Origin of the sequence: Roseateles puraquae, from assembly GCF_002205845.1 — a bacterium.
Classification (GTDB): domain Bacteria; phylum Pseudomonadota; class Gammaproteobacteria; order Burkholderiales; family Burkholderiaceae_C; genus Pelomonas; species Pelomonas puraquae.
In genome coordinates this window covers 277,834-302,934 of the sequence record NZ_NISI01000005.1, presented here as the reverse complement: position 1 = coordinate 302,934, position 25,101 = coordinate 277,834, and the positions used below count along the sequence as shown (strand labels likewise).

Below are 25,101 nucleotides of genomic sequence, written 5' to 3'. Positions count from 1 at the left end.
GCCGCGTCTCCTGCAGCCGGCCCAGAAATAGAACGACCGTTCGATTCTAGGCAGCGGCTTTGTCGGGGTCTTGTCCCGGCAGTGACAAGGAGACGCGAGGCTACTCGTCGCGCTTGAGGACTTCGGTGTCCTTGAAGGCGCGCGGCGCTGGCTTGGGCGCGGGCGGCTGCATCTTGGACTCGGCATACAGGCGCGCCGCCTCGGCCGCATCGACGGCGGGCTCGACCACCGGAGCCGGCGCAGGGCGCGGCGCCGGGCGCACGGCCAGGCGCAGCTCATGGTTCTCGCGCTGCAACTGCTCGATCTGCTTGCGCGCCTGCGTCACCTGCTGGCCGGACTGCTGGCGCGCCTGCTCGACATGGTTCAGCCGCTGGCGCTCCTGCTTGAGCTGCGACGACAGCCAGAAGTACACCGCCCCCGCGCCCAGCCCGATCCCGATGAGCGCGCCTCCCAGCAGAGGCATCAGTTGTGCGTTGTCCATGGTCCTCCTGCCTGATTTGTGATCTGTAACTGTACGGGCGTCACCGGCACTGCACACCGCGCCAAGGGTTTCCCAGGAGGGCTTGCGCGCATGGGCTGCATCACGGGCCACGGCTAGAGTGCGGCCCATGCTGATTCCGGTCGTCTACCCGCCCCACGATCCTGCGCCGCCGCCCCGGTTCTCACCGCCGCCCGTGCCGCCCGAGCCCGGCCGCCCACCCGAAGGCCCGCCGCGCCCGGAGGGTGATGTGCCGTGGGTGCTGTACCTGCTGCGGGTCCTGGGGCTGTGCGCCTTCCCGGTCGGCGTGGTGCTGGCCGGGGTGATCGTGCTGCTGAAGGTCGACCAGGCGCGAGAAACGCTGCTCGCGCTGGAGGTTGGCAGCGTGCAGACGGCCGTGCTGGTGCTGGCCTTCGGGCTGTGGCTGCTGCTGTCCTGGTACACCGCCCGGCTGCTGCTGGACCGGCGGTTCAAGCCTGACACCCTGGGCGAGTGCGTGCGCCCGCGCTTCGCCGAGGGGCTGCGCCGCTGGCTGCCGCGCGCGCTGGTGGCGGGCGGTGGGCTGCCGATTGCGGCGTTCTTCCTGATGCAGTCACGTGAACGGCTGATTGGCGTCGTGCTGCTGGGCGTCACCGCCGCGCTGATGCTCTTCGTCTGCAAGCGCCGCGCCTGGCTGCTGAAGCTCGGCAACGAGAGCTGGCTGGCACGCCTGCTGTGCCTGGACGCGCGCCGCGATGCCCTGGCCGCGATGGCCCGCGAGGACCGCATGAGCACGCCGTCGCGCGCGCTGGTGGTGGCGGTGCTGCTGCTGCAGTGGAGCATCTTCGCCGCGCTGCTGGCCTGGCCTGAGGCCACGGCCCGGGCGCTGGGCGCACCCGCGTTGGTGCTGCTCGCGATGGGCAGCTGGACGGTCTTCGGCGGCATCCTGCTGACCTACGTCCCCAAGGCCCTCATCCGCATCCCGCTCACCCCGCTGCCCCTGCTGCTGTTCGTCGCCTTCTCGCCCCTCAATGACAACCACCGGGTGGCCGATCCCGAGCGCAGCGCGGTGGCCCCCGTGGGCTCCCGCAAACCGACCGACGCCTGGCTGCAGCAATGGATGCGGACCGTGGGTGCGGACGGCAAGCGACCCCTCGTGCTGGTGGCCGTGACCGGCGGCGCCTCGCGCGCTGCCTATTGGGGCAGCGCCTCGCTGGCGCATCTGCAGGCGGTGGGCGAGCAGCAAGGCGTGAACTTCGCCGACTCGGTGTTCGCCATCAGCGGCACCTCGGGCGGCGCGCTGGGCGCGGCCACCTTCGTGGCGGCACTGGATGCCCGCCGTCAGGCGGCGAATGCTGCCACCTGCACGCCCTGGAACCTGGTGCGCGATTTCACCGGCCGCGACCACCTCGCCACGCCGGTCGGCTATCTGCTGTATCCGGACTTCGCCCAACGCTTCCTGCCGGTGGCATTCGCGGGCGCTGACCGATCGCTGGCCCTGGAAGAGGTCTGGACCCGCGACTGGCCACGCGCCCTGGCCAGCCAATGCCCGCCGGGCGAGCAACCCGAACCCAACCCTTGGAGCGAAGCCTTCACCGCCCTGCACGCGCGCGCCGGCAAGGCAGGATGGCTGCCGCTGCTGGCCTTGAACACCAGCGCGCTCTCGCGCGGCCAGCGGGTCTATCAGGCGGATTTCCTGATGCCGACCGCGGACGGCATCGACCTGGTCGACCCCACCCTCGGCCTGGAGGTCGACCGCCTCACCCTGGCCCAGGCCGTGCACAACAGCGCCCGCTTCCCCTACATCAGCCCGGCCGCGGCGGTGGTGTTCCAGGAGCCTCACCGGGATGCCGAGCATGACGATGTCGGCCCCGTATGGGACCGCCTGGGCGACGGCGGCTACGTGGAATCCAGCGCCACACTCGCGCTGACCGACCTGCTGCGGGACCTGGAGGCCAGCGGCCGGCTCAAGGCCTGCAAACCCGAGGACGACTGCGCGGCCCAAGGCATCCTCGACCGGGCCCGCGTGCGGCTGCTGCTGCTGGTCAATTCGCCGTCCAAGGTGGAGGACTGGCTCTGCCGCGACGCTCCCACCTCGGCCGACGCGCTGCCGCTGGACGGCCGCCGCTACCGCGCCACGCACATGGGGCTCAATGAGGTCGTCGCGCCCGCCCAGGGCATCCTGAACAGCAACGATGCCCGCGGCCGGGACGCCATGGTCGACCTCATCAAGCGCGTGGGTGGCTGTGGCCAGGTGGCGGAGCTGCGCCTGCCCTTGATGCCCGGCCAGCGCCCGCCCTCGATGAACTGGATGCTCAACAGCGCCTCGCGGGAGCAGATCGACGCCGCGCTGCTGGAAAAGTGGCCCAGCCCCGAAGGCGCCAACGCCCCGTCCGCCATCCAGCTGTCGCAGCAGCTGCGCCAGGCCAGGAACTGGCTGCTGCAGATGAAGTGAACCGTTGGCCCGTCACCCCGCCATGCTCCGATTGATCCACTTCGCCCTGGCGCCCGCGCAGCGCGGGCTCTGGCGGCTGCTGCTGGTGGGGCTCTACCTCGCCATCACCTGGCTGGCGCTGGTCCCCGCACCGCCGGAGGCACTGAGCACCGGCTGGGACAAATCCAACCACCTGCTGGCCTTCGGCAGCCTGGCGTTCACCAGCGTGCGGGCGCTGTGGCCGCAGCCTCGCCGCTGGCCGCTGCTGGTGGCCGTGTTGCTGGCCTATGGCTGCGGCATCGAAGTGGCGCAGAGCTTCCTGCCGCCGCGCAGCGCCGATGTCGAGGATGTGTTCGCCGACGGCCTGGGCATCGCGCTGGGCCTGCTGCTGGCCTGGCCGCTGACGAAAGTGGCCGACGTGCCGAAATGACCCGCGCAGGGCCACCTCCTGGGATCTCCTAGGGATGGCCGCCGTGCTTGTCGTCCTTCGCTGACACACCGTTGGCAGCAGTTTGCGGTACGGTGGGCCCATGCTCTCCGAACTGCTGCGCACCACCCGCGCCCATTCGCTCGCCCTGGCGGCCCCGCTGTCCGATGAAGACGCGCAGCTGCAGTCCATGCCGGACGCGAGCCCCGCCAAGTGGCACCTGGCCCACACCACCTGGTTCTTCGAGACCCTGGTGCTGACGCCCTTCCTGAGCGGCTACCGGGTGTTCGACGAACGCTGGGCGCGGCTCTTCAATTCCTACTACGAAAGCCTTGGCCCGCGCCACGCACGGCCGCAACGCGGCCTGCTGAGCCGTCCGTCGCTGGCCGAGGTCAAGGCCTACCGCGCGCATGTGGACGCGGCGCTCGCGGACCTGCTGCCCGTTGCTCCCCCCGAGGCTGAGGCCCTGATCGAACTCGGCTGCCACCACGAGCAACAGCACCAGGAGCTGCTGCTGACCGACATCCTGCATGCCTTCTCGTGCAACCCGCTGCTGCCGGCCTACCGAGACGCCACAGCAGCCCCGGTCCTGCCGCCGCCACAGGCGTGGCTCGCGCATGGCGGCGGCATCATCGAGGTCGGCCACGCGGGGGCCGGCTTCGCCTTCGACAACGAAGGCCCCCGGCATGCCGTGCTGCTGGCGCCGTTCGAGATCAGCAACCGGCTGGTCACTTGCGGTGAGTACGCCGACTTCATAGACGCTGGCGGCTACCGCGAGCCACTGCTGTGGCTGTCCGACGGCTGGGCCCTGGTGCAGGCCCAGGGCTGGCAGCGGCCCCTGTACTGGCTGGACGACGGCCGGGTGTTCGGCCTGCACGGCGCGCAGCCTCTGGACCCGCAGGCGCCCGTGACGCAACTGAGCTTCTACGAGGCCTGTGCCTATGCCGAATGGGCCGGCGCCCGGCTGCCCACCGAGTTCGAGTGGGAAGCCGCCTGCGCGCTGCAAGGTTTTGCCCAGGTCGACGACCAAGGCTGGCAATGGACCCGCTCCAGCTACGCGCCCTACCCCGGCTTCAAGCCGGCCGCCGGCGCAGTGGGCGAATACAACGGCAAGTTCATGGTCGGCCAGCAGGTGCTGCGCGGCGGCAGCCTCGCCACGCCGAGCGGCCATGCGCGGCCGAGCTATCGCAATTTCTTCCCGCCGGCGGCGCGCTGGCAGTTCAGTGGATTGAGGCTCGCACGATGAAACCCGGAATCGAATGGCGCGCACCGCGTGCCGATGCTGAAGCGGCGCAGTTCGCCGCCGACCTGCATGCCGCCCTGGCGCGCACACCCAAGGCCATCTCGCCCAAGTATTTCTACGACGAGGCCGGCTCCCGGCTGTTCGAGCAGATCTGTGAGCTGCCCGAGTACTACCCCACGCACACCGAGCTGGCCCTGCTGCAGCGCCATGCGCGCGACATGGCCGCCCAGATGGGCCACCGCGTGCAGTTGGTGGAGTACGGCGCCGGTGCGTTGCGCAAGGTGCGCCTGCTGCTGGGCGCCATGCCGCGCGACAGCGTGCAGTTCGTGCCGGTGGACATCTCCGGCCCTCACCTGCTGGGCGCTTGCGACGGCCTGGCGGCCGACATGCCCGGGCTGGACATCCAGCCGCTGGTGGCCGACTTCACCCGCCCGCACAGCCTGCCGCCCTGCCCGGCGGGCGCGCGACGGGTGGGCTTCTTTCCGGGCTCCAGCATCGGCAACTTCACGCCGGCCGAGGCGGACGCCTTCCTGCGCTTGGCCGCCGGCGAGCTGGCGGGTGGCGGCCTGTTGATCGGCATCGACCTGGTCAAGGAGGCAAGCGTGCTGCATGCGGCCTACAACGACACGGCCGGCGTGACGGCGGCCTTCAACCTGAACGTGCTGGAACGGGCTCGCCGCGAGCTCGGCGCGGAGTTCCCGGACGACGGCTTCGAGCACCTCGCGTTCTACAACCCCGCCTACCGTCGCATCGAGATGCACCTGCGCGCGACGCGCCCACTGAGCCTGCAGCTCGACGGCCAGCACTACGACTTCCACGAAGGCGAGACGCTGCACACCGAGCACTCCCACAAGTACACGGTGGCGGGCTTTCAGGCGATGGCGGCGCGCGCGGGGTTCGAGCCCGGCACGGTGTGGACGGATGCGAACGGGTGGTTTGCGCTGCTGTGGCTCAGATCGCCAAGCGTTCCCTGACGCCATCGGACTTCATGTCCGTACCACGGCCGCGCATGACGATCTCGCCGCGTTGCATCAGCAGGTATTGATCGGCCAGTTCCTCGGCAAAGTCGTAGAACTGCTCCACCAGCACCACCGACAGGCCCTTGTCGTGGGCCAGGTGCTTGATGACGCGGCCGATGTCCTGGATGACGTTGGGCTGGATGCCCTCGGTGGGCTCGTCGAGCAGCAGCACCTTGGGGCCCGGGGCGAGCGCGCGCGCGATGGCGAGCTGCTGCTGTTGGCCGCCGGACAGGTCGCCGCCGCGGCGGGAGCGCATCTTGGCGAGCACGGGGAAGAGCTCGAACAGCTCCACCGGCAGCGGCGTGCCGGCCGGCTGGCTGGCCAGGCCCATCTGCAGGTTCTCGATGACCGAGAGGCGACCAAAGATCTCGCGCCCCTGCGGCACATAGCCGAGCCCCGCGCGCACGCGCTGGTGGGTACGCAGCTTGCCGAGTGATTCCCCGGCCAGCGTGATCTGGCCCGAGGTGGTGGGCACCACGCCCATCAGGCTCTTGAGCAGCGTGGTCTTGCCGACGCCATTGCGGCCAAGCACGACAGTGATCTCGCCCGGCTGCAGGTCGAACGTGAGGCCCCGCAGGATGTGGGAGCCGCCGTAGTGCTGGTGCAGGTCCTGGACCTGGAGGATCGGTTGGGTCATTGCGCGGATCTCAGGAAGACAGCCATAGAGACACCGAAGCACACAGAGCGCCGCTCCACCACGAAAGGACCGAGCCTCTCTGTGGCTCTGTGTCTCTGTGGCCGTGTTTTGCCTTCATCGGCCAAGGTAGACCTCGATGACTTTTTCGTCGGACTGGACCGCCGCCATGGTGCCCTCGGCCAGCGTCTTGCCCTCGTGCAGCACGGTGACCGTGCGGTGGGTGGACGCGAGCGTCGCCACGAAGCTCATGTCGTGTTCCACCACCACCAGGCTGTGCTTGCCTTCCAGGCTCAGGAAGAGCTCGGCCGTGCGCTCGGTCTCCTCGTCGGTCATGCCGGCCACGGGCTCGTCCAGCAGCAGCAGCTTCGGGTCCTGCGCGAGCAGCATGCCGATCTCCAGCCACTGCTTCTGCCCGTGGCTGAGCAGCCCGGCCACGCGGTGGCGCTCCTCGGACAGGTGCACGGTGTGCAACAGCTCGTTCAGGCGGTCGTGCTGCTCGCCGGTGAGCCGGGCCCGCATCGCGAAGCGCGCCCGGCGGTCGCCGGCCAGCGCCAGCTCCAGGTTCTCGGCCACGGTCAGGGCCTCGAAGACGGTGGGCTTCTGGAACTTGCGGCCGATGCCCGCGCGGGCGATGGCGGCTTCGTTCATCGTGCGCAGGTCGAGGTTGCTGCCGAAGAAGATGCGGCCGCTGTCGGGCCGCGTCTTGCCGGTGATGCAGTCCATGGTCGTGGTCTTGCCGGCGCCATTCGGGCCGATGACGCAGCGCAGTTCGCCCACGCCGACCGTGAAGCTCAGGCCGCCCAGGGCCTGGAAGCCGTCGAAGGCGACCTTGAGGTCTTCCACATACAGGGCCACGCCCTGGTTGAAGATGGGCTCGCCCGCCGTGGCGATGCGGGTGATGGCGCGAGAGCGGGTCTCGACGCCGGCTTCCAGCAGTTCCGGGGTCATGACTTGAACCTCCGCACCAGCCCCACCAGACCTGCCGGCAGGAACAGCGTCACGGCAATGAAGAGGGCGCCCAGCACGTAAAGCCAGCCCTCCGGCCACCAGACCGTGAACACCGACTTGGTACCGTTCACGAAGAAGGCGCCGAGCACCGGCCCGAGCAGCGTCCCGCGCCCGCCGACCGCAGCCCAGATGGCCATCTCGATGCTGGCCGCCGGGCTCATCTCGCTGGGGTTGATGATGCCCACCTGCGGCACATAAAGGATGCCGGCCAGCGCGCACATCACCGCGGAGATGACGTAGGCGCTCAGCTTGAACGCCACCGGGTCGTAGCCCAGGAAGCGCACCCGCCCTTCGGCATCACGAATGGCTTGCAGGATGCGACCCCAGCGGCTTTGGGTCAGCGCCCGCGCCACGAGGTAGCAACCGATCAGCGCCGCACCGCTGGCCACGCACAGGCCGACCTTCATGCCCGGCGTGGTCAGCGGCATGCCGGCAATGCGCTTGAAGTCGGTGAAGCCGTTGTTGCCGCCGAATCCCGTCTCGTTGCGGAAGAAGAGCAGCATGGCCGCCACCGTGAGCGCCTGCGTGATGATCGAAAAGTACACGCCCTGGATGCGCGAGCGGAAGGCGAAGTAGCCGAACACCGCCGCCAGCAGCGCCGGCACCGCCAGCGCCAGGAAGAGCTGGCCGATGAGCGAGTCGCTCAACGCCCAGTGCCAGGGCAGCTCCTTCCAGTTCAGGAAGACCATGAAATCGGGCAGGTCGGACTGGTACTGGCCGTCGCGCCCGATCTGGCGCATGAGGTACATGCCCATGCCATAGCCACCCAAGGCAAAGAAGAGCCCATGGCCCAGCGACAGGATGCCGCCGAAACCCCAGATGAGGTCCAAGGCCAGGGCACAAATGGCAAAGCACAGGAACTTGCCCAGCAGGCCGACGTAGAACTCGCTCAAGTGCAGCGGGTGTCCGGCCGGGAAGGCGAGGTGCAGCAAGGGCACGAGCAGCATCCCAAGCGCGGTCGTGATGAGGAACAGTCGCTTCATGCCAGCCGCTCCTTGAACACAGCCACAGAGACACGGAGGCACAGAGAGGCTGCGCCGGCGCAACGAGCGAAAGACATGCTCTCTGTGTCTCTGTGCCTCTGTGGCCTGGTTTTGATGGGCTTCATTCCACGGCCCTGCCTTTCAGGGCGAAAAGGCCTTGCGGCTTCTTCTGGATGACGAGCACGAGCAGCATCAGCAGCGCGATCTTGGCGAGCACCGCGCCCTGCCAGCCTTCGAGCAACTTGGACAGCACGCCCAGACCCAGACCGGCGTAGACGGTGCCGGCGAGCTGGCCGACGCCACCGAGCACCACCACCATGAAGGCATCCACGATGTAGCTCTGGCCCAGGTCCGGCCCGACGTTGCCGATCTGGCTCAGGGCGCAGCCCGACAGGCCGGCAATGCCTGAGCCCAGCGCAAAGGCCAGGGTATCGACCCGCGCGGTATTGACGCCCACGCAGGCGGCCATGCGACGGTTCTGGGTCACGCCGCGCACCATCAGGCCGAGCCGGGTGCGCGACAGCAGCAGCGCCATGCCGATGAGCACGACGGCCGCGAAGCCGAGGATGGCCAGGCGGTTGTAGGGCAGTGTCAGGTTGGGGAGCAGCGCCCAGCCACCGGACAGCCACGCCGGGTTCTCCACCGCCACGTTCTGTGCCCCGAAGAGGCTGCGCACCGCCTGCATCAGCACGAGTGAAATGCCCCAGGTGGCCAGCAGCGTCTCGAGCGGCCGGCCGTACAGCCAGCGGATGACGCTGCGCTCCATGGCCGCGCCCACCAGCGCTGCAGCCAGGAAGCTCGCCGGCAGCGCCACCCAGAGGTAGTAGTCAAAGGCGCCCGGTGCCCAGGCGCGGAACGCCTGCTGCACGCTGTAGGTGGCGTAGGCGCCCACCATCAGCAGCTCGCCATGCGCCATGTTGATGACGCCCATCAGGCCGTAGGTGACGGCCAGGCCAAGCGCCACGAGCAGCAGCACCGAGCCCAGGCTCAGGCCCGAGAACAGCAGCTGCGCGCGCTCGCCCCAGGCGAGACGATCGCCAATGTCGGCCACGGCCTTTTGCATGGCGCTCTTGGCCGCCGGGTCGGTCTCGGCGGCGAGTTTCTCGAGCAGCAGCGCCCGGGTGGCGGGGTCGGCGCAGCCGGCGAGTTCGGTGGCGGCGATGCGCCGCTGCGTGGCGTCGGTCGACGACAGCTTGGCACCGGCCACCAGCGCATTGAGCTGGGCACGCAGGCCGGCATCGCTCTCGGCGGCCAGTGCCTTCTCGAACAACGGCAGCTTGGCCGCATCGGCGTCGTCGCGCAATGTCGCCAGCGCCTTGGCGCGAACCTCGCGATCGCTGGACAGCAGATCCAGGCCCGCCAAGGCCGACTCGATCTCGCGCCGCATGCGGTTGTTCAGCATCGGCTCTTCGGCATCGGCCGGCGCAAAGGCGCCCTCGGCGATGACGATCGCCCGGCCGCCCTGGATGCGCACGCGGCCATCCTGCAACGCACGCAGGAAGGGCCCGAGCGACGCATCGCCAGCGGCCAGTGCCTGCTGCAGGGCAGCGACGCGGTCATCGCCTTCGCCGGTGGCGATGCGAGTGGCGAGTTCAGGTGGCAGGGCCCAGGCCGGCAAGACAGCCAGCAGGCCAAGGCACAAAAGCCATCGAATCAGAGTCATGAGGACCACGGGAGATGAAGACGACCACAGAGGCACGGAGACACAGGGGAAGCACAGAGCGGCCGATCAACGAGCCCCGCTTCTCTGAGCCTCTGTGCCTCTGTGGCTGTGTTCGCGCAAGTTCGCAAGAGACCAGTGCCGCGACTTGCGGCCGCACTGGCCCGGGACCCCGGCTTACTTCTTTTCGGGTTCGTCCTTCTTGCCCTTGTTCTCGGGGATGTAGGGGCTCCACGGCTGGGCCTTGACCGGACCGGGGGTCTTCCACACCACGTTGAACTGGCCGTCGGCCTTCACTTCGCCGATGAACACCGACTTGTGCAGGTGGTGGTTCTTCTCGTCCATCTTGGACGTGATGCCCGACGGCGCGGTGAAGGTCTGGCCGGCCATGGCGGCGATGACCTTGTCGGTGTCGGTGCTGCCTGCCTTCTTGACCGCCTGGGCCCACATGTTGATGCCGATGTAGGTGGCTTCCATCGGGTCGTTGGTCAGCGGCTTGTCCTTGTGGCCGGCGATGTTCTTGGCCTTGGCGTAGGCGCTCCACTTCTTGATGAAGTCGTCGTTGGCCGGCGACTTGATCGACATGAAGTAGTTCCAGGCCGCGAGGTGGCCCTGCAGCGGCTTGGTGTCCACGCCGCGCAGTTCTTCCTCACCCACCGAGAAGGCCACGACCGGCACGTCGGTCGCCTTCAGGCCCTGGTTGCCGAGCTCCTTGTAGAAGGGCACGTTCGAGTCACCGTTGATGGTGGAGATGACGGCCGTCTTCTTGCCCTCGGACGAGAACTTCTTGATCTTGGCGATGATGCTCTGATAGTCGGCATGGCCGAAGGGCGTGTAGTCCTCCATGATGTCGGACTCGGGGATGCCCTTGCTCTTCAGGAAGGCGCGCAGGATCTTGTTGGTGGTGCGCGGGTACACGTAGTCGGTGCCCAGCAGCACGAAGCGCTTGGCACTGCCGCCGTCCTTGCTCATCAGGTACTCGACCGCCGGAATCGCCTGCTGGTTGGGCGCAGCGCCGGTGTAGAACACGTTCTTGCTGAGCTCTTCGCCTTCGTACTGCACGGGGTAGAACAGCAGGGAGTTGGTCTGCTCGAACACCGGCAGCACCGACTTGCGGCTCACCGACGTCCAGCAGCCAAACACCACGGCGACCTTGTCCTGCGAGATGAGCTGCTTGGCCTTCTCGGCGAACAGCGGCCAGTTGGAGGCCGGGTCCACGACCACCGGCTCGAGCTTCTTGCCGAGCAGGCCGCCCTTGGCATTGATCTCATCGATCGCCATCAGCACCGTGTCCTTGAGCACGGTTTCCGAGATGGCCATGGTGCCCGACAGCGAGTGCAGCACGCCGACCTTGATGGTGTCGGCCGCGAAAGCGGCGGGAGCGAAGAGGCTGGCACCCACGGCCAGGGCGAGAGCGGAACGGCGAAGCATCGTGAATCCTCCGGGTTGGATGTGAGGTTGAAGTAGCCGAGAGGCATCAGCGCAAGCGCCGTGCCAGCCTGTGCAGTTCGTCACACCCGGTCAAAACCCGGTCTCGCCCCCGCGCACCGCACGGTTGTGGCGAGTTACAGCCCCGATGCGGTGCGCACCGCACCGCGAGCGCCCTGTAGGGCTCAGGCCTCGCACGCAAACGGGCCCCCATGCCCCGGATTGATTCACCTGGCGGCGCCCGGCTGCCCGCCGGCGGCTCAGGTCGCCGGCAGGATCACCCCGTCGCAGGCCCCGAAGCCGATGCGCCTGAAACCCGGTTTCTCGGCATAAGCGCGCAGGCCGAGTTGGTCGCCGTCCTGCAGGAAGGTGCGCTGCTCGCCATTGGGCAGCGTCAGCGGCAGCTTGCCGCCTGCCGTCAGTTCAAGCAAGGAGCCGGCCTCCTCCGGGGCCGGACCACTGATGGTGCCGGTGCCCAGCAGGTCGCCGGGCTGCAGGTTGCAGCCATTGCTGGCGTGGTGCGTCAGCATCTGGGCCAGGCTCCAGTAGGCATGGCGCAGGTTGGACTGCGAGATGCAGGCCGGCTCGGCCATGGCGGGCGTCTTGAGCCAGACTTCCAGCGCGATGTCGAACGCGGCGTTCGCCCGGTGGGCGGGCGAATCGAGGTAGGGCAAGGGCTGCGGATCTTCCGCGGGCCGCGTGAAGGGGATGCGGAACGGTGCCAGCGCCTCCATCGTGACGATCCAGGGCGAGATCGTCGTGCCGAAGTTCTTGGCCAGGAAGGGGCCGAGCGGCTGGTACTCCCAGGGCTGGATGTCGCGGGCCGACCAGTCGTTGAGCAGCGTCAGGCCGAAGGCGTGCTCGTCCGCCTCGTCGATGGAGAAGGGCTCGCCGAGCGCATTGCCAGGGCCGACGAACAGGCCCAGTTCCAGCTCGCAGTCGATGCGCGCGCTGGGCTTGAACACCGGCACCTCGGCATCCGGCGGCTTGACCTGGCCCTTGGGCCGGCGCAGCGGCGTGCCGCTGACCACGATGGAGCTGCTGCGACCGTGGTAGCCGATGGGCACCCACTGATAGTTGGGCAGCAGCGGGTTGTCGGGCCGGAAGAGGCGCCCCACCGCGCGGGCGTGATGGATGCCGGTGTAGAAGTCGGTGTAGTCGCCGATGCGGCAGGGCCGCGTGAACTCGGCCTGGGCCTGCGGCACCAGCGGCACCTCAGGGGCGCCGGCTTTCAAGGTGTCGAACAGCCGGTGCCGCAACGCGCGGCGCTCGATGCTCGGGCGGGCCATCAGCGCGTTGAGGTCGTCGATGCCCCAGGCGGACAGGTCCAGGATCTGGTCGCCGATGCCCACGCCGACGCGCCAGGGCTCCAGCGTGCCGGCGCAGCGGAAGCGGCAGAACGGCAGGTTCTGCAGCGGGAAGTCGGTGGCCGGGTCGTTGGCCGAGGCCACCCAGGACAGGGCGGCAGGGTCGTGTGTGTGGTCGATCATGGTGAGGGTCGCGCGGTGGGATCAGATAGGGCCACAGACGCACAGAGACCAAGCGCCTCATCCACGGCTGACTCGATCACGACCGGCCGCGCGTCGATGCCCGACGACGAGCCTCTCCGTGCCTCTGTGACTCTGTGGCGTATTTCAAGGACTGTGCAGTCAGCCAGGCCGGAACTGGTCAGCCAAGCCTTGCCAACAGGCCGAGTAGGTTTTCTCAAGTGGCGCCTCACCCAGCGCCCAGGCCGTGGGCTTGAGGGGCCAGCGGGTCTCGAACATGAAGGCCAGCGTGGCGTCGAGCTTGTGGGGCTTGAGCTCGGCGTGGCTGGCCTTGTCGAAGGCCTCCTCGTCGGGGCCATGGGGCACATAGCTGTTGTGCAGGCTGGCGCCGCCGGGCTTGAAGCCCTCGGGCTTGGCGTCGTACTGACCCAGCACCAGGCCCATGAATTCGCTCATCACGTTGCGGTGGTACCAGGGCGGGCGGAAGGTGTCCTCGGCCACCATCCAGCGCGGCGGGAAGATGACGAAGTCGACGTTGGCCCAACCGGGTGTGTCGCTCGGGCTGGTGAGCACCGTGAAGATGCTCGGGTCGGGGTGGTCGAAGCTGACGGTGTTGATCGTCATGAAGCGCGCCGTGTCGTAGCGGTAGGGCGCGAGGTTGCCGTGCCAGGCCACGACGTTGAAGGGACTGTGCGGCTGCACTGCGCGCCAGAGCTGGCCACCGTGGCGCTTGACGATCTCGTAAAGGCCAGCGTCGGTCTCATGCCAGGCGACGGGTGCCTCGAAGTCGCGCGCATTGGCCAGGCCGTTGGAGCCGATGGGGCCGAGCTCCGGCAGGCGGAAGGACGCGCCGAGGTTCTCGCACACATAGCCGCGAGCAGGTGCATCCAGCGGGTCGACCTTGAAGGCCATGCCGCGCGGCAGCAGCGCGATCGAGCCGGGCGCGACCTGGAGCCGACCGAGTTCGGTGGTGATGAGCAGGCGGCCCTGCTGCGGCACGATCAGCATCTCGCCATCGGCATTGACCAGCGCCCGCCGCCCCATGGGCCGTGTGGCCACGAAGGCCAGCGCCGTCATGCCGCCCACACCCGGCTCGCCGTTGACGGCGTAGCTGCGCAGGCCGTCGATGAAATCGCCCTCACCCGCGAGCGGCGTGGGCCCCCAGCGCAGCGGGTCAGGCGGCGCGGCTTCGCCCTGGGCGGCACCGCTCTTCCAGCCCGCATGCGGCAAAGCCTCATAGCCACCACAGACCACGGAGGGCTGTCGGCGGTAGAGCCAGGTGCGGTGGTTGTCGGCGCGCGGCGCGGTGAAGGCGCTGCCCGACAGCAGCTCGGCATACAGCCCGTGCGGCGCACGCTGCGGGCTGTTGCGGCCAATGGGCAGCGCGCCGGGCACGGCCTCGCTCTGGTGCTGGTTGCCGAAGCCGGCGAGATAGGTCAGTTCAGTCATGGGGGTTCTGCGCCTGATGCGCGAGCGCGAAGGCCTGCCGCAGCAGCTCGCGGTCGCCGATGTGGTTGCAAAGAATGAGCGCCAGCCGCGCCAGCCAATCCACCGCCGCCTCGTCCCCGAGGCCGGCCTGGGCCGCAATCAGCTCGGCATAGAAGGCATCCGCCTCCGCTCCGAAATTTGGGGTCAGGTTCAATTTATCCATTCGGCCTCCCGAGCGCCCGAGCCCAGGCCCGCTGCACCGCCTCGGCATCGAAGCGATGCCAACGCGCCGCCACAACCGCATCCGGCCGCACCAGCACCACGCTGCCGGGCCGAGCGCCGTAGCGCCGCGCCGCCAGGCCTTCACCGGGCAGCGTCACCACCGGCAGACCGTCCACCGCCGCCGGCCATCCGAAGGCCAGCAGCGTGAAGCGCCCGGCCATCGCCTCGCTGAGCCAACCACCGTCTGCCAGCGGCGCGTCCGGCGCGGGGCAGCCGGGACCGGCACCGCTCGCCCACGCCTCTTCATCGGGCGTGCTGAGCGGCGAGTCGACATGCTCAGTCGGCATCGACAGCCGGCCGCTGTTGACCAGGGCCTTGGCGAAGTCCGCATGCGGCGCGAGATCCAGCGCCGCACGACGCAACCGCCGGCTGAGCGCGCTCTTGGGGCTGATGAAGTCGGTCGCTCGGGTGGAGTGGCCGATGTTGTCGTCAGCTGCCTCCATGCGCTCGAACTCATAAGCGTCCAGCAGCCCCTCGCCCCCCTCGCCCTTGATGACCGCGGCCAGCTTCCAGCCCAGGTTGTCGGCGTCCTGCACGCCGCTGTTGGCCCCACGCGCGCCGAAGGGTGAGACCTGGTGCGCCGCGTCGCCCGCCAGCAGCACCCGCCCAACGCGAAAGCGCTCGGCGCGCCGGCAGGCGAACTGGTAGATGGACGACCAGGCCAGCTCGAAGGGCGCGCCGTCGAGCATGGCGCTCACGCGCGCCCGGATGCGCTCAGGCTGCTTCTCGGCCTCCACATCGGCATCGCGCCCCAACTGGAAATCAATGCGCCAGAGCCCGCCGGCCTGCGCATGCAGCAGCACCGACTGCCCGCGATGGAACGGCGGGTCGAACCAGAACCAGCGCTCCGGCCGCTCCGGGTCCAGCCCGCGCGGGCGGGCGCCGGGCGCGAGCGTCACGTCGGCGATCAGGAAGCGGTCTTCGAACACCTGCCCCGCAAAGCCCAGGCCCAGCAGCGAGCGCGTGGGGCTGCGCGCGCCGTCGCAGGCCACCACCCAGTCGGCCCGCATGTCGAAGATGCCGTCGGGGGTGCGCACATTGAGGGTGACCCCGGTGACGCCCGGCTCCAGGCCGATCAGCTCATGTCGGCCGCGCAGCTCGACGCGGTTGTCCAGTTGCACGGCACGCACCAGCCGGGCCTCGACCTGGTCCTGCTGCAGGTTGACCATGGCAGGCATCTTGTGCCCGTCTTCGGGCAGCAGGTCGAAGCGATAGGCCTCGCGCTCGCCGTGGAAGACGCGCCCGCACTGCCAACGCACGCCGTCGCGGGCCACGGCCTCGCCCACGCCGAGGCGGTCGAACACCTCCAGCGTTTTCTTGGCCCAGCACACCGCGCGCGAGCCACTGCCGATGTGGTCGTTGTCGTCCAGCACCACCACCGGCACATCGCGCTTCGCCAGGTCCAGGGCCAGCGTCAGGCCGACCGGCCCGGCGCCGATGATGACGACCGGGCGGCGCTGCGGCTGGCCGGAGCGCTGCTCCAGGCTTTGGTGGTAGCCGTAGCGTGGCAGGTCCATGGCTCAGGCGCCTTCCAAGGCCTTCCACATCTGGACGTCGCGCTCGGCCGTCCAGATGCGCGGATGGCTCAAGCCGCCGGCTTCGTCATAGGCGCGGGTCACGTCGAAGGGCATGCAGTGATCGAAGATGACCCAGTGCCCGTACTTCGGCCGCAAGGCGGCGATGGTGCGCTGGTACACGGCCTTGAGCTCCTCGCCGGCCCGCACGCCGGCCTGCACCGCGGCGTACAGCTCGCTGACGAAGGCGCGGGTCCCGGCGAGCCCGGCGGCCACCTGCTCGGCCCCCTTCAGCGCCGGGCCGCGGCCGGGCACCAGGGCGGCAGCATCGAGCCGGGCGATGGCGTCCAGCGTGGCCGGCCAGTCAGCGAAGTGCGCATCGCCGCAGTAGGGCGTGGCATCGAACTCGACCAGGTCGCCGCTGAAGAGCACCCGCTCGCCGGGCAGCCAGGCCACCGTGTCGCCTGCCGTGTGGCCGCGGCCGGGAGAGAACATCTCGACCGTCACGCCACCGAGGTCCAGCGTCAGGCGGCCATTGAAGGTGAGCGTGGGCCAGGTCAAGCCCGGCGGCACCGACTCGACATTGCGGAACAACCGCGGGAAGCGGCCAATCTCGCTCGCCTTGTCCTGCTCGCCGCGCTCGCGGATGAGGGCCAGCGTGGCCTCGCTGGCAATGACCTGCTCCAGGCCCTCGGCCTTGAAAGCGCTGGCCCCCAGCACCCGCACCGCGTGGTAGTGGCTGAGCAGCACGTACTTGATGGGCACCTGCGACACCTCACGGATGCGACGGATCACATCCGCCGCCATCACCGGCGTGGCCTGGGTGTCGATCACCATCGCAGCGTCCCGGCCGATGACGATGCCGGTGTTGGGGTCACCCTCGGCGGTGTAGGCCCAGGCGTGCTCGGACAGGCGTTCGAAGGTGACCTTCTTTTCTTCCAGGTCAGCTTGCGAGGCGAAGGCCTTGGTGCTCATGCGTTGTCTCCTTTGGCGCCCGAAATTTAGCCTATTACGAACGAATTCACCAATATAGAATTTTGACCATGGACGACTCCAAAGGCCCGCGAGGCATCCAGAGCATTGAAGTCGGCGGCCAACTGCTGCTGGCGCTCGCCCATCACGGTCGCCCGATGGCGCTGAAGGATCTGGCCCGGGAGGCCGGCATGACGCCTGCCAAGGCCCACCCCTATCTGGTGAGCTTCATCAAGCTGGGCTTGGTTGCGCAGGACGGGCTCTACGGGCTCGGACCGCTGGCCATGCAGCTCGGCCTCATCAGCCTGCAGCAGTACGACCCGGTGCGGCTGGCCACACCGGTGATCGAGACCCTGGCCCTGGCCATCGGCCACACCGTGGCCATCGCCGTCTGGGGCACCCGCGGCCCGACCATCGTGCGGGTGGCCGAAGGGCCGACGCCGGTGCACATCAGCATGCGCCACGGCACGGTCATGAGCCTGGCCGGCACCGCCTCCGGCCGGCTGTTCGCGGCCTGGCGCCCCGAGGAGGCGGCCCACCTCGGCGAGCCCCTGCCCGACGCCGCCACGCTGGCCGAGGTCCAGGCCCAGGGCCTCGCGACCTCACGCGACGGGGTGATTGCCGGCGTCAGCGCCGTCGCCGCGCCGGTGTTCGAGGCTTCGGGGCGACTGGTGATGTCGCTGACGGCCATCGGCCCCAGCGCGAGCTTCGATACCACGCCCACCGGCGGGCCGGCCAGCCAGTTGCGCGAGGCCTCCCGCGACCTTTCCCGCCGCCTCGGCCGCTGACCGGCCCCGGGTTGACCCGGGGTTTGCCGGGCCTGACAGCCTCGCGACAGCCAGTTTTTCAACGGCCCGAGCAAACTTAATTTGCGCGCCGCAAATCCCCTTCAAACTGCCGGGCCGAGTCATTTCAATAATGCCAATTTATTGGCCAAACAGCAGGCGGAGCGATCAAAAATAGCCAATCTGCAATTAAATGATCGACGCGACTGATACATAAATTGCCAGGCCGTCAAGAAATGTAAAGTGCGATTGCCTGTTGGCAATGCGCAGCACGGGGCGAGTTTCCAACAAGGCTTGACTTCCGAAAAGCTGTTTTTCGACAAGCACTTGCGCAACGTCGCCATGACTTATGGCATGGGTTATCCCGGGTTTTAGGGGTTTTCCCGAATCTGTCATTTTCCGCACGGACTCCCAGAATCCGCGCCAGCCAACGCCCAACCGGGCGGACAAATTTCTGGCTGTGCCCTATGGCAAACACCCGCTTGCCACCCCTTTCTGGAGCAGTGATGCATCAACAAACCAAAATCGCCACCGCGGTCCTTCTGGCCGTCGGTGGCTTCAGCGCTTGGGCCCAGCAGGCCGAGCCGCAGCAGATTGAACGCGTGACCGTCACCGGCTCCGCGATCAAGCGCATCGACGCCGAGACGGCAGTGCCGGTCACCGTCATCAAGATGACGGACCTGCGCAATTCCGGCGTCACGTCGGTCGAGCAGATCATGGCCAACCTGACGAGCGTGCAGACCTCGACGAACGCGGCTCAGTCGATCGGTTCGGGTTCGGGTGGCGCCTCCTTCGCCGACCTGCGGGGCATCGGCGCGGACAAGACGCTCGTGCTGCTGAACGGTGAGCGCATCGCCAACAATGCGGTCGACGGCTCGGCGCCCGACCTGAACATGATCCCGTTCGCCGCCATCGATCGCATCGAAGTGCTGCGTGACGGTGCGTCGGCCCTGTACGGCACGGATGCCATCGGCGGCGTCATCAACTTCATCACGAAGAAGAGCTACAACGGTGCCACCGTGACCGTGGGCTACGACTCGCCCCAGCACGGGGGTGGCCGCGCCACCAGCGCCAACGTGGGCTTCGGCTTCGGCGACTTGTCCAGCCAGGGCTTCAACGTGCTCGGCTTCGTGAGCGCCCGCAAGGAAGACGCGATCGCAGGCGACCAGCGCGAGTTCAACAAGCGCATCGTCGGCGGCCTGTCCAACAGCACCGACCCGGCCAACTACACGCAGGACTTCAGCACCCTGTACAACCCGGCGGCCCCGACCTGCACGGGCACGTCGCTGATCCCCGTGGCCGGCGGCACGCAGTGCAAGATCGTCACGCCGAACTTCGTCGACTTCGCACCGAAGTCGCAGACTGCATCCGGCATGCTCAAGGGCACGCTGCGCGTGAACGACTCGCTCGAACTGAGCGCCGAAGCCTTCATGACCCAGAACAAGGTCACGACGCGCATCGCACCGGTGCCCTACGGCGGTTACCTGATGAACCCGACCATGCCCAATGGTCAGCCCAACCCCTACTTCCCGAAGACGAACGTCGATCCGACCTTCGACGACGGCACGGCAGGCGCCCCCGCCTTCAGCCCCTCCAGCGCCTTCGCCAACCCGGTGAACGTGCAGCAGGGCTTCGTCTACGTCTTCTGGCGTGACTTCCCGAACGGCTCGCGCGCTCAGCGCAACGACAACAAGCAAAGCCGCATCGTCCTGTCGGCCGACGGCAACGCCGCCAACTGGGATTACTCGGTCAAGTTCTCCGCCAACAAGAACACCGTCGACCAGAACCTGATCGGCGGCTACGGCGACGGCGACATGATCGGTGAAGGCCTGCTGGAAGGCGTCATCAACCCGTTCGGCGCCCAAAGCGAAGCCGGCACCGCGCTGCTGCAGAAGGCCGCCCTGAACGGCCTGCTGCAAACGGCCACCGGCAAGGTCAACATCTTCAAGGCCACGGCCAGCCGCGAGCTGTCCGACTGGCTGGGTGCCGGCCGTCCGGCCCAGATCGCCATCGGCGCGGAACGCCGTCACGAAGACTTCGACTCGCACGCCAACAAGGACTTCGCCAAGCTGGTCTCGGCCTCGACGGGCCTGGACCCGGAATTCGTCGCCAAGGGCACGCGCAATGTGTCGGCGCTGTACACCGAAATCAACGTGCCGGTGCTCAAGACGCTGGAAGTGACCGGCTCGCTGCGCTATGACAAGTACAGCGACTTCGGCAACACGACCAACCCGAAGCTGTCGTTCCGCTTCCAGCCCAGCAAGGAAGTCCTGTTCCGCGGCTCTGCCTCCACCGGCTTCCGCGCCCCGACCCTGTTCGAACTGTATGGCTCGCAGGCCTACACCAACACGGCCGGCAACGTGAACAACCCGATCAACTGCCCGGGCGGCACGCCGATCGCAGGCGCCTCCGCTGGCGCGAACTGCAACACGCAGTTCCAGGTCCTGACGGGCGGCAACACCAACCTGAAGCCCGAGAAGTCCAAGGGCTACACGCTGGGTGCCGTGTTCGAGCCGATGGCCGACATGAGCCTGGGCATCGACCTGTGGGCGATCAAGATCACCAACTCGATCGCGGCCCTGCCGGAGTCGACGCTGTTCGCGAACTACCAGCAGTTCCAGCAGTACTTCCACTTCGCGCAACCCGGCAACCTGCTGTCCATCACCAGCAACTGCCCCGGCCCGAAGTGCGGCTACGTCGAGCGCCTGAACCAGAACCTGGGCGGCACGAACACCAACGGTGTCGACCTGAGCGCCCAGTACCGCCTGCGCTCCAACGTCGGTCAGTTCGACTTCGCGCTGAACAGCACCTTCGTCAACAAGTACGAGTACCAGGACTACCAAGGTGGCCCCTGGAACCAGAACGTGGGCGTCTACGTCGGCTCTGGCCCGGTGTTCAAGTGGCAGCACAACCTGACGGTGAACTGGGCCTACAACGCATTCGCGCTGGGCACGGCCGTGCACTACAAGTCGGGCTACACCGACTTCGTGCCGACGAACCGCGTGTCGGCCTTCACCACGACCGACCTGTACGGCAGCTGGACCCCGATGAAGGGCACCTCGCTGGTGCTGGGCGTGCGCAACCTGTTCGACCGCGATCCGCCGTTCACCAACCAGGCCGACCTGTTCCAGTCCGGTGGCTGGGACTCGCGCTACGCCAACGCAGCGGGCCGCACCTACTACGTGCGCGGCACCTACTCGTTCTAAGCCTGCAGCGGGCCCATCACCCGCTCCAAGCACAGAGGGCCGCCCGGCATCCGCCGGGCGGCCTTTTTTTTCGCGCCATCAAATCACCCAGCCTGAATCGGGTACGGACGCATCCAGCGGCCATATTCACCTCAAGCTGCACCTATATTCATCGAACCGAATATCTACACTGCTAACTCCATTAGCAACTGGCGTTTTGATGTACAGGATTTCGCTTCTTCTCGGCGCAATGCTCAGCGTTTGCACCTCAAGCTTCGCCCTCCCTGAAGAGGGCGACGACTTCCAGGATCAGTGCACCCAAGAACAGGTCACCATCCTTTACTACCAAGGTACCGCTTACTGCACTGCCTCGGTCAACGGCATCAACTACCCGCTGTCCCTCTTCGTCGAGAAGACGACTGAATCAAGCGTGATCCTCAACGGCGGCAATGGTGCGTCCTGCCGAGCGCAGGTGCCGTTCTACACATCCGAGGCCAGTGTGCGGAACGTCTGCAAACGCGTACCCGCTCAGCCCTTCTACAGAATGGAGCACACATACCTGGGCTGCATCTCGCAACGAGCAACTGGCAAGCTCAACTGGAGCCGCTACCAGAACAAGCTCTACTTCGTGGAACGAAGCGTCAACGGCGGCGCCTTCCAGCCCGTCGGCACGTTCACCGCTGATTCGCCCGTGCTTCAGTACTCCATCTCGCCCCCTGGCGGGCGCTTCGTGTACCGGCTGCAGGCGCAGGAAACAACCAATGGCGTCTACGGTTCATGGTCCTACGTGACCCTGAACGTTCCGAACTGTCAAGGCATGAAGGACTGGTAAGCCACCAGATCACCTGATCAATTGACTTGGGCGAGTCACCCGCGCAGGCATGTGGCTCGCCTTCAAGAATCTCACTTGGCATCGGCGATGGCGAACCCGCCTCGTCATGTCCTCATCTTGACGGCACGAAATCAAAGCGGCCAAACGGGCCTGACTTCGCCCGCCCACGCACTACGCACGCGACCTGCTGCCCGGCTGAGCCGCCGGCCAGTTCGCCGCCGCCACGCCCAGCAGCACCAGGGCGCTGCCGGCCAGGAAGTTCGGCGTCAGCTTCTCGTCGAGCAGCAGTGCGCCCAGCACCACGCCGAAGAGGGGCGTCAGGAAAGAAAAGGCCCCCAGGCGCGACGCCAGGTAACGCCGCAGCAGCCAGAACCACGCCAGGAAGCTGGCGAACGACACCACCACGCCCTGGAAGGCCAGATGGGCCCAGACTGTCGGCGTGGCAGCCCATTGCGATTGGCCCGTCAGGGCGGCCGCCGGCAGCAGCAACACCACGGCCCCCATCAACTGGTAGCACAGCGTCTCGGTCGCCGGTGCGGCGCTGAGCCGACTGCAGCGAATGGCGACGGTGGTCGCTCCCATGGCCAGGCCTGCCAGCAGCGCCAACCCATCACCCAGCAGCGCCTGCTGCGCGCCCGCCGCCCCGCGCGCGCCGCCCAGGAAGGCCAGCACCAGCCCCGCAAAGGCCAGCCCCAGCCCCAACCAGGCGCGCGGCCTCAGGCGTTCCGCGGGTTTCAGCAGATGCAGGCCGAGTGCCGTGAACAGCGGCGAGGTGTACAGAAACACCACCACATGCGCCGCTTGCGTGCGTTGCAGCGCCTGGGCCACCCACAGGAACTCCAGCCCGAACAGCAGGCCGACCAGCGCGCCGGCAGGCCAGTTCGCACGCTGCAGTCGATGGCCCTGCCAGCGCATGACCGCTCCGAGCAGAGCAAGTGCCAGCAGCGAGCGCCACGCGATCATCAACATCGGGCTGGCCTGGGTCGACACGGCCTTCAGTGACACCTGCTGCAACCCCCAGAGCGTGCACAGGCAGAGCATCACGCCGAAGGCGCGTGCATCCATCGGCGCTGGGGCGGCAGGCGCAGACACGGGCGTCAAAGGGCTGGCCAGCGGCGGGGCAACAAGCTTCAGGGCATCCATGCGGCCAATGTGCCGCGCAAGCTCGCATCCGAAAAGCGCACAATTCGCCCACTATCCATTCGTTTCTCGAAAGCATGCGAGACCTGCAGATCGATTGGCTCAAGTGCTTCGTTGCCGCTGTGGATGCCGGCTCGCTGTCCAGCGCGGCTGCCGACATCCACCGTTCGCAATCCGCCGTCAGCATGCAACTCAAGAAGCTGGAGGCCACCGTCGGCCACGCCTTGCTGGTGCGTGGCGCACGGCGTTTCGAGCTCACGCACGAGGGCCAGACACTGCTCGGCTACGCCCGCCGCATGCTCGACCTGCAGGCCGAAGCGCAGGCGGCACTGCAAGAGGACGAGGTCACCGGCCTGGTGCGCCTGGGCGTGCCGGACGACTACGCCAGCCGCTACCTCACGCCCGTGCTCAAGCGCTTTGCCCCGCGGCACGGCGGCGTCGAGATCCAACTCGACTGCGAACAGTCCACGTCTCTCATCCCCCGGGTGGCGCGGGGCGAGCTGGATCTGGCCCTGGTCTCCCGTGACAACGCCCGCCGCGGCACCCTGCTCTTCCACGAGCCCATGGTGTGGGCGGGCTCGCCCCAGTTCGACGTCTGGCGGCGCCACCCGCTGCCGGTCGCGGTCTACGAGCCGGCCAGCCCCGGGCGGCGCAGTGCGCTGAACTCGCTGGCCCTGCAGGGGCGGCCGTATCGCATCGTCTACAACAGCTCCAGCCTGGCCGGGCAGATTGCGGCCGTGGAGAGTGGCCTGGCGGTCGCGGTGCTTACCCAGTGCAGCCTGCCGCCGCACCTGCAACGCCTGGGGGCGGAACACGGCCTAGGCCCGCTCGCGCCGATGGAAGTGGCCGTCTACCGCAGCCCCGCGTCCAAGGGCAATGCAGCGGTGGACAGCCTGCAGCGCATGCTGGTGCAGACCCTGCGCCAGCCGGTGCCCGGCCCCGTCAAGACGCGGGCGTGACCCGGACCATGATGACCCCGTGCGGCGCCACCCGGCCGCCGTACTCGCCACTCACGCCGCGTGTCTTGCGGCCCGACCACAGGTCGTGCACCTGCGCCTTCAGGTGCGGGGCGAGGTCGAGCTGGGCCCACGTCACCTTGATGTCGGCAGGCGCCTCGCCGCGGTTGAACAGCACCGCCGCGCGCTCACCGTCGGCCAGCGTGCGCACCCAGACCTCCAGGTCGCCCTGGCGCCACACGCGCCGGCCTTGCCGGCCCAGCGGGTCCTGGTCGACGCGGATGACTTCGGCGTTGGTCAGGATGCGGCGGGTGTCCGCGTCCATCCGGCTCAGGTCGTTGCCCGCGATCAGCGGCGCAGCCAGCATGGCCCAGATCGAAAAGTGGCTCTCGTACTCGGTCGTCGTCATGCCGCCGTTGCCCACCTCCAGCATGTCGGGGTCGTTCCAGCCGTTGGGGGCGGCCTCGGCCCACAGGTCGGCATTCATGTCGATGATGTCCAGCAGGCCGTGGGACCATTCCTTCTTGCCCTTCCAGGCGTCCCAGATGTCGCCCGTGGTGCGCCACAGGTGGCCGATGGGATGCGCCCAGCGACCGGGCCGGCTGTTGCCCCATTCGCAGATCGACAGCACGATGTCGCGCCCTGAGGCGCGCAGCGCCTTGGCCATGATGGTGTAGGCCGCCTCGGGGGTTCGCGGGCCGGTGTAGCACCAGTCGTACTTGAGCCAGTCCACGCCCCACTTGGCGTACTGCCGGGCGTCCTGGAACTCGTGCCCCGCACTGCCGGGCCGGCCGCCGCAGGTGAGCGCCCCGGCGTCGGAATAGAGGCCGAACTTCAGGCCCTTGCTGTGCACGTAGTCCGCCAGGGCCTTCATGCCCGACGGGAAACGTTCGGGGTCGGGCTGGATGTTGCCGTCGGCGTCGCGGCTCTTCTGCCAGCAGTCGTCGATGACGAGGTAGGTGTAGCCCGCTGCCTTCATGCCCGAGGCGACCATGGCGTCGGCCTGCTGACGGATCAGGGTCTCCGACACATTGCAGCCGAACTTGTTCCAGGAGTTCCAGCCCATCGGCGGCGTGGGCAGCAGCAGCGGCTTGGGCGCGTCGAGCTTGAGCGTCTCGTGGCCCACGGTCTGGGCTGTGGCGGCTTGAGTGAACAGGGACAGGCACAGCAGGGCCGGTCCCAGGCGACGCATCATCATGGCGAACTCCAGCAGGCGGGGTGGGC

21 protein-coding genes are annotated in these 25,101 nt (G+C 68.0%); 8 read left to right on the top strand and 13 right to left on the bottom strand.

The features are described 5' to 3' along the window. Positions 1 to 100: 100 nt before the first annotated feature. Entirely contained in the window at positions 101 to 481 is a 381-nt protein-coding gene (locus tag CDO81_RS13910) for a hypothetical protein (protein WP_088483821.1), read from the bottom strand. Positions 482 to 608: 127 nt separating this feature from the next. Between CDO81_RS13910 and CDO81_RS13905 the strand changes: the two genes are divergently transcribed. The 4 genes from CDO81_RS13905 to egtD all read left to right on the top strand — a co-directional run bounded on the left by CDO81_RS13905 (position 609) and on the right by egtD (position 5,535). Beyond that, positions 609 to 2,912 (top strand): hypothetical protein, encoded by a 2,304-nt coding sequence (locus CDO81_RS13905; protein ID WP_088483820.1) that lies wholly within the window; start codon positions 609 to 611, stop codon positions 2,910 to 2,912. Between the two features lie 22 nt (positions 2,913 to 2,934). Next, positions 2,935 to 3,321: a VanZ family protein gene (locus CDO81_RS13900; RefSeq protein ID WP_088483819.1), complete on the top strand. Its 387-nt coding sequence runs from the start codon at positions 2,935 to 2,937 to the stop codon at positions 3,319 to 3,321. A 100-nt stretch (positions 3,322 to 3,421) separates the two neighbouring features. After that, entirely contained in the window at positions 3,422 to 4,564 is a 1,143-nt protein-coding gene (egtB, locus tag CDO81_RS13895; protein WP_088483818.1) for an ergothioneine biosynthesis protein EgtB, read from the top strand. Continuing rightward, entirely contained in the window at positions 4,561 to 5,535 is a 975-nt protein-coding gene (gene egtD / locus CDO81_RS13890) for an L-histidine N(alpha)-methyltransferase (protein WP_088483817.1), read from the top strand. The genes egtB and egtD overlap by 4 nt, the downstream gene beginning before the upstream one ends. Here egtD and urtE read toward each other — a convergent pair. The 10 genes from urtE to CDO81_RS13840 form a co-directional block, all read right to left on the bottom strand. Further along, positions 5,513 to 6,205: an urea ABC transporter ATP-binding subunit UrtE gene (gene urtE / locus CDO81_RS13885; protein ID WP_088484051.1), complete on the bottom strand. Its 693-nt coding sequence runs from the start codon at positions 6,203 to 6,205 to the stop codon at positions 5,513 to 5,515. The genes egtD and urtE overlap by 23 nt on opposite strands. A gap of 126 nt (positions 6,206 to 6,331) precedes the next feature. After that, positions 6,332 to 7,165, bottom strand: coding sequence for an urea ABC transporter ATP-binding protein UrtD (gene urtD / locus CDO81_RS13880; RefSeq protein ID WP_088483816.1), 834 nt, complete (start codon positions 7,163 to 7,165; stop codon positions 6,332 to 6,334). Next, positions 7,162 to 8,208, bottom strand: a complete 1,047-nt coding sequence (gene urtC / locus CDO81_RS13875; protein WP_088483815.1) for an urea ABC transporter permease subunit UrtC — start codon at positions 8,206 to 8,208, stop codon at positions 7,162 to 7,164. The genes urtD and urtC overlap by 4 nt, the downstream gene beginning before the upstream one ends. Before the next feature lie 121 nt (positions 8,209 to 8,329). Beyond that, positions 8,330 to 9,871: an urea ABC transporter permease subunit UrtB gene (gene urtB, locus CDO81_RS13870; RefSeq protein WP_088483814.1), complete on the bottom strand. Its 1,542-nt coding sequence runs from the start codon at positions 9,869 to 9,871 to the stop codon at positions 8,330 to 8,332. A gap of 174 nt (positions 9,872 to 10,045) precedes the next feature. Continuing rightward, the gene (gene urtA, locus CDO81_RS13865; protein ID WP_088483813.1) at positions 10,046 to 11,299 is read right to left on the bottom strand and encodes an urea ABC transporter substrate-binding protein; all 1,254 of its coding nucleotides are present in this window, start codon (positions 11,297 to 11,299) and stop codon (positions 10,046 to 10,048) included. Between the two features lie 257 nt (positions 11,300 to 11,556). Further along, entirely contained in the window at positions 11,557 to 12,786 is a 1,230-nt protein-coding gene (fahA, locus tag CDO81_RS13860) for a fumarylacetoacetase (RefSeq protein ID WP_088483812.1), read from the bottom strand. Positions 12,787 to 12,945: 159 nt separating this feature from the next. Further along, positions 12,946 to 14,232: a homogentisate 1,2-dioxygenase gene (gene hmgA, locus CDO81_RS13855; RefSeq protein WP_088483811.1), complete on the bottom strand. Its 1,287-nt coding sequence runs from the start codon at positions 14,230 to 14,232 to the stop codon at positions 12,946 to 12,948. After that, a complete protein-coding gene (locus CDO81_RS13850) occupies positions 14,225 to 14,434 on the bottom strand; it encodes a DUF2783 domain-containing protein (RefSeq protein WP_088483810.1) in 210 nt (69 codons plus the stop codon). The genes hmgA and CDO81_RS13850 overlap by 8 nt, the downstream gene beginning before the upstream one ends. Beyond that, positions 14,427 to 16,010, bottom strand: coding sequence for an FAD-dependent oxidoreductase (locus CDO81_RS13845; RefSeq protein WP_088483809.1), 1,584 nt, complete (start codon positions 16,008 to 16,010; stop codon positions 14,427 to 14,429). The genes CDO81_RS13850 and CDO81_RS13845 overlap by 8 nt, the downstream gene beginning before the upstream one ends. Before the next feature lie 3 nt (positions 16,011 to 16,013). Continuing rightward, complete coding sequence (locus CDO81_RS13840; RefSeq protein ID WP_088483808.1) at positions 16,014 to 16,982, bottom strand: MBL fold metallo-hydrolase; 969 nt, start codon at positions 16,980 to 16,982, stop codon at positions 16,014 to 16,016. 68 nt (positions 16,983 to 17,050) lie between these two features. On the opposite strand from CDO81_RS13840, the gene CDO81_RS13835 reads away from it, so the two are divergent. The 3 genes from CDO81_RS13835 to CDO81_RS13825 all read left to right on the top strand — a co-directional run bounded on the left by CDO81_RS13835 (position 17,051) and on the right by CDO81_RS13825 (position 21,781). After that, positions 17,051 to 17,767, top strand: coding sequence for an IclR family transcriptional regulator (locus tag CDO81_RS13835; RefSeq protein ID WP_088483807.1), 717 nt, complete (start codon positions 17,051 to 17,053; stop codon positions 17,765 to 17,767). A gap of 503 nt (positions 17,768 to 18,270) precedes the next feature. Next, a complete protein-coding gene (locus CDO81_RS13830) occupies positions 18,271 to 20,970 on the top strand; it encodes a TonB-dependent receptor (protein WP_158218277.1) in 2,700 nt (899 codons plus the stop codon). A 199-nt stretch (positions 20,971 to 21,169) separates the two neighbouring features. Continuing rightward, on the top strand, positions 21,170 to 21,781 hold the full coding sequence (locus CDO81_RS13825) for a hypothetical protein (protein WP_088483805.1): 612 nt from the start codon (positions 21,170 to 21,172) through the stop codon (positions 21,779 to 21,781). A 171-nt stretch (positions 21,782 to 21,952) separates the two neighbouring features. Here CDO81_RS13825 and CDO81_RS13820 read toward each other — a convergent pair whose 3' ends face one another. After that, positions 21,953 to 22,846, bottom strand: coding sequence for a DMT family transporter (locus CDO81_RS13820; RefSeq protein ID WP_088484050.1), 894 nt, complete (start codon positions 22,844 to 22,846; stop codon positions 21,953 to 21,955). A 152-nt stretch (positions 22,847 to 22,998) separates the two neighbouring features. Between CDO81_RS13820 and CDO81_RS13815 the strand changes: the two genes are divergently transcribed. Further along, a complete protein-coding gene (locus CDO81_RS13815; RefSeq protein WP_088483804.1) occupies positions 22,999 to 23,880 on the top strand; it encodes a LysR family transcriptional regulator in 882 nt (293 codons plus the stop codon). Here CDO81_RS13815 and CDO81_RS13810 read toward each other — a convergent pair. Beyond that, complete coding sequence (locus CDO81_RS13810) at positions 23,864 to 25,075, bottom strand: glycoside hydrolase family 27 protein (RefSeq protein ID WP_206602103.1); 1,212 nt, start codon at positions 25,073 to 25,075, stop codon at positions 23,864 to 23,866. The genes CDO81_RS13815 and CDO81_RS13810 overlap by 17 nt on opposite strands. Positions 25,076 to 25,101: the final 26 nt, after the last annotated feature.

What these genes read in the sequence shown, in the direction of transcription:
- CDO81_RS13910 (WP_088483821.1), bottom strand. Translation starts at nt 481, where the DNA reads ATGGACAACGCACAACTGATGCCTCTGCTGGGAGGCGCGCTCATCGGG.
- CDO81_RS13905 (WP_088483820.1), top strand. Translation starts at nt 609, where the DNA reads ATGCTGATTCCGGTCGTCTACCCGCCCCACGATCCTGCGCCGCCGCCC.
- CDO81_RS13900 (WP_088483819.1), top strand. Translation starts at nt 2,935, where the DNA reads ATGCTCCGATTGATCCACTTCGCCCTGGCGCCCGCGCAGCGCGGGCTC.
- egtB (WP_088483818.1), top strand. Translation starts at nt 3,422, where the DNA reads ATGCTCTCCGAACTGCTGCGCACCACCCGCGCCCATTCGCTCGCCCTG.
- egtD (WP_088483817.1), top strand. Translation starts at nt 4,561, where the DNA reads ATGAAACCCGGAATCGAATGGCGCGCACCGCGTGCCGATGCTGAAGCG.
- urtD (WP_088483816.1), bottom strand. Translation starts at nt 7,165, where the DNA reads ATGACCCCGGAACTGCTGGAAGCCGGCGTCGAGACCCGCTCTCGCGCC.
- urtC (WP_088483815.1), bottom strand. Translation starts at nt 8,208, where the DNA reads ATGAAGCGACTGTTCCTCATCACGACCGCGCTTGGGATGCTGCTCGTG.
- urtB (WP_088483814.1), bottom strand. Translation starts at nt 9,871, where the DNA reads ATGACTCTGATTCGATGGCTTTTGTGCCTTGGCCTGCTGGCTGTCTTG.
- urtA (WP_088483813.1), bottom strand. Translation starts at nt 11,299, where the DNA reads ATGCTTCGCCGTTCCGCTCTCGCCCTGGCCGTGGGTGCCAGCCTCTTC.
- fahA (WP_088483812.1), bottom strand. Translation starts at nt 12,786, where the DNA reads ATGATCGACCACACACACGACCCTGCCGCCCTGTCCTGGGTGGCCTCG.
- hmgA (WP_088483811.1), bottom strand. Translation starts at nt 14,232, where the DNA reads ATGACTGAACTGACCTATCTCGCCGGCTTCGGCAACCAGCACCAGAGC.
- CDO81_RS13850 (WP_088483810.1), bottom strand. Translation starts at nt 14,434, where the DNA reads ATGGATAAATTGAACCTGACCCCAAATTTCGGAGCGGAGGCGGATGCC.
- CDO81_RS13845 (WP_088483809.1), bottom strand. Translation starts at nt 16,010, where the DNA reads ATGGACCTGCCACGCTACGGCTACCACCAAAGCCTGGAGCAGCGCTCC.
- CDO81_RS13840 (WP_088483808.1), bottom strand. Translation starts at nt 16,982, where the DNA reads ATGAGCACCAAGGCCTTCGCCTCGCAAGCTGACCTGGAAGAAAAGAAG.
- CDO81_RS13835 (WP_088483807.1), top strand. Translation starts at nt 17,051, where the DNA reads ATGGACGACTCCAAAGGCCCGCGAGGCATCCAGAGCATTGAAGTCGGC.
- CDO81_RS13830 (WP_158218277.1), top strand. Translation starts at nt 18,271, where the DNA reads ATGCATCAACAAACCAAAATCGCCACCGCGGTCCTTCTGGCCGTCGGT.
- CDO81_RS13825 (WP_088483805.1), top strand. Translation starts at nt 21,170, where the DNA reads ATGTACAGGATTTCGCTTCTTCTCGGCGCAATGCTCAGCGTTTGCACC.
- CDO81_RS13820 (WP_088484050.1), bottom strand. Translation starts at nt 22,846, where the DNA reads ATGGATGCACGCGCCTTCGGCGTGATGCTCTGCCTGTGCACGCTCTGG.
- CDO81_RS13815 (WP_088483804.1), top strand. Translation starts at nt 22,999, where the DNA reads ATGCGAGACCTGCAGATCGATTGGCTCAAGTGCTTCGTTGCCGCTGTG.
- CDO81_RS13810 (WP_206602103.1), bottom strand. Translation starts at nt 25,075, where the DNA reads ATGATGATGCGTCGCCTGGGACCGGCCCTGCTGTGCCTGTCCCTGTTC.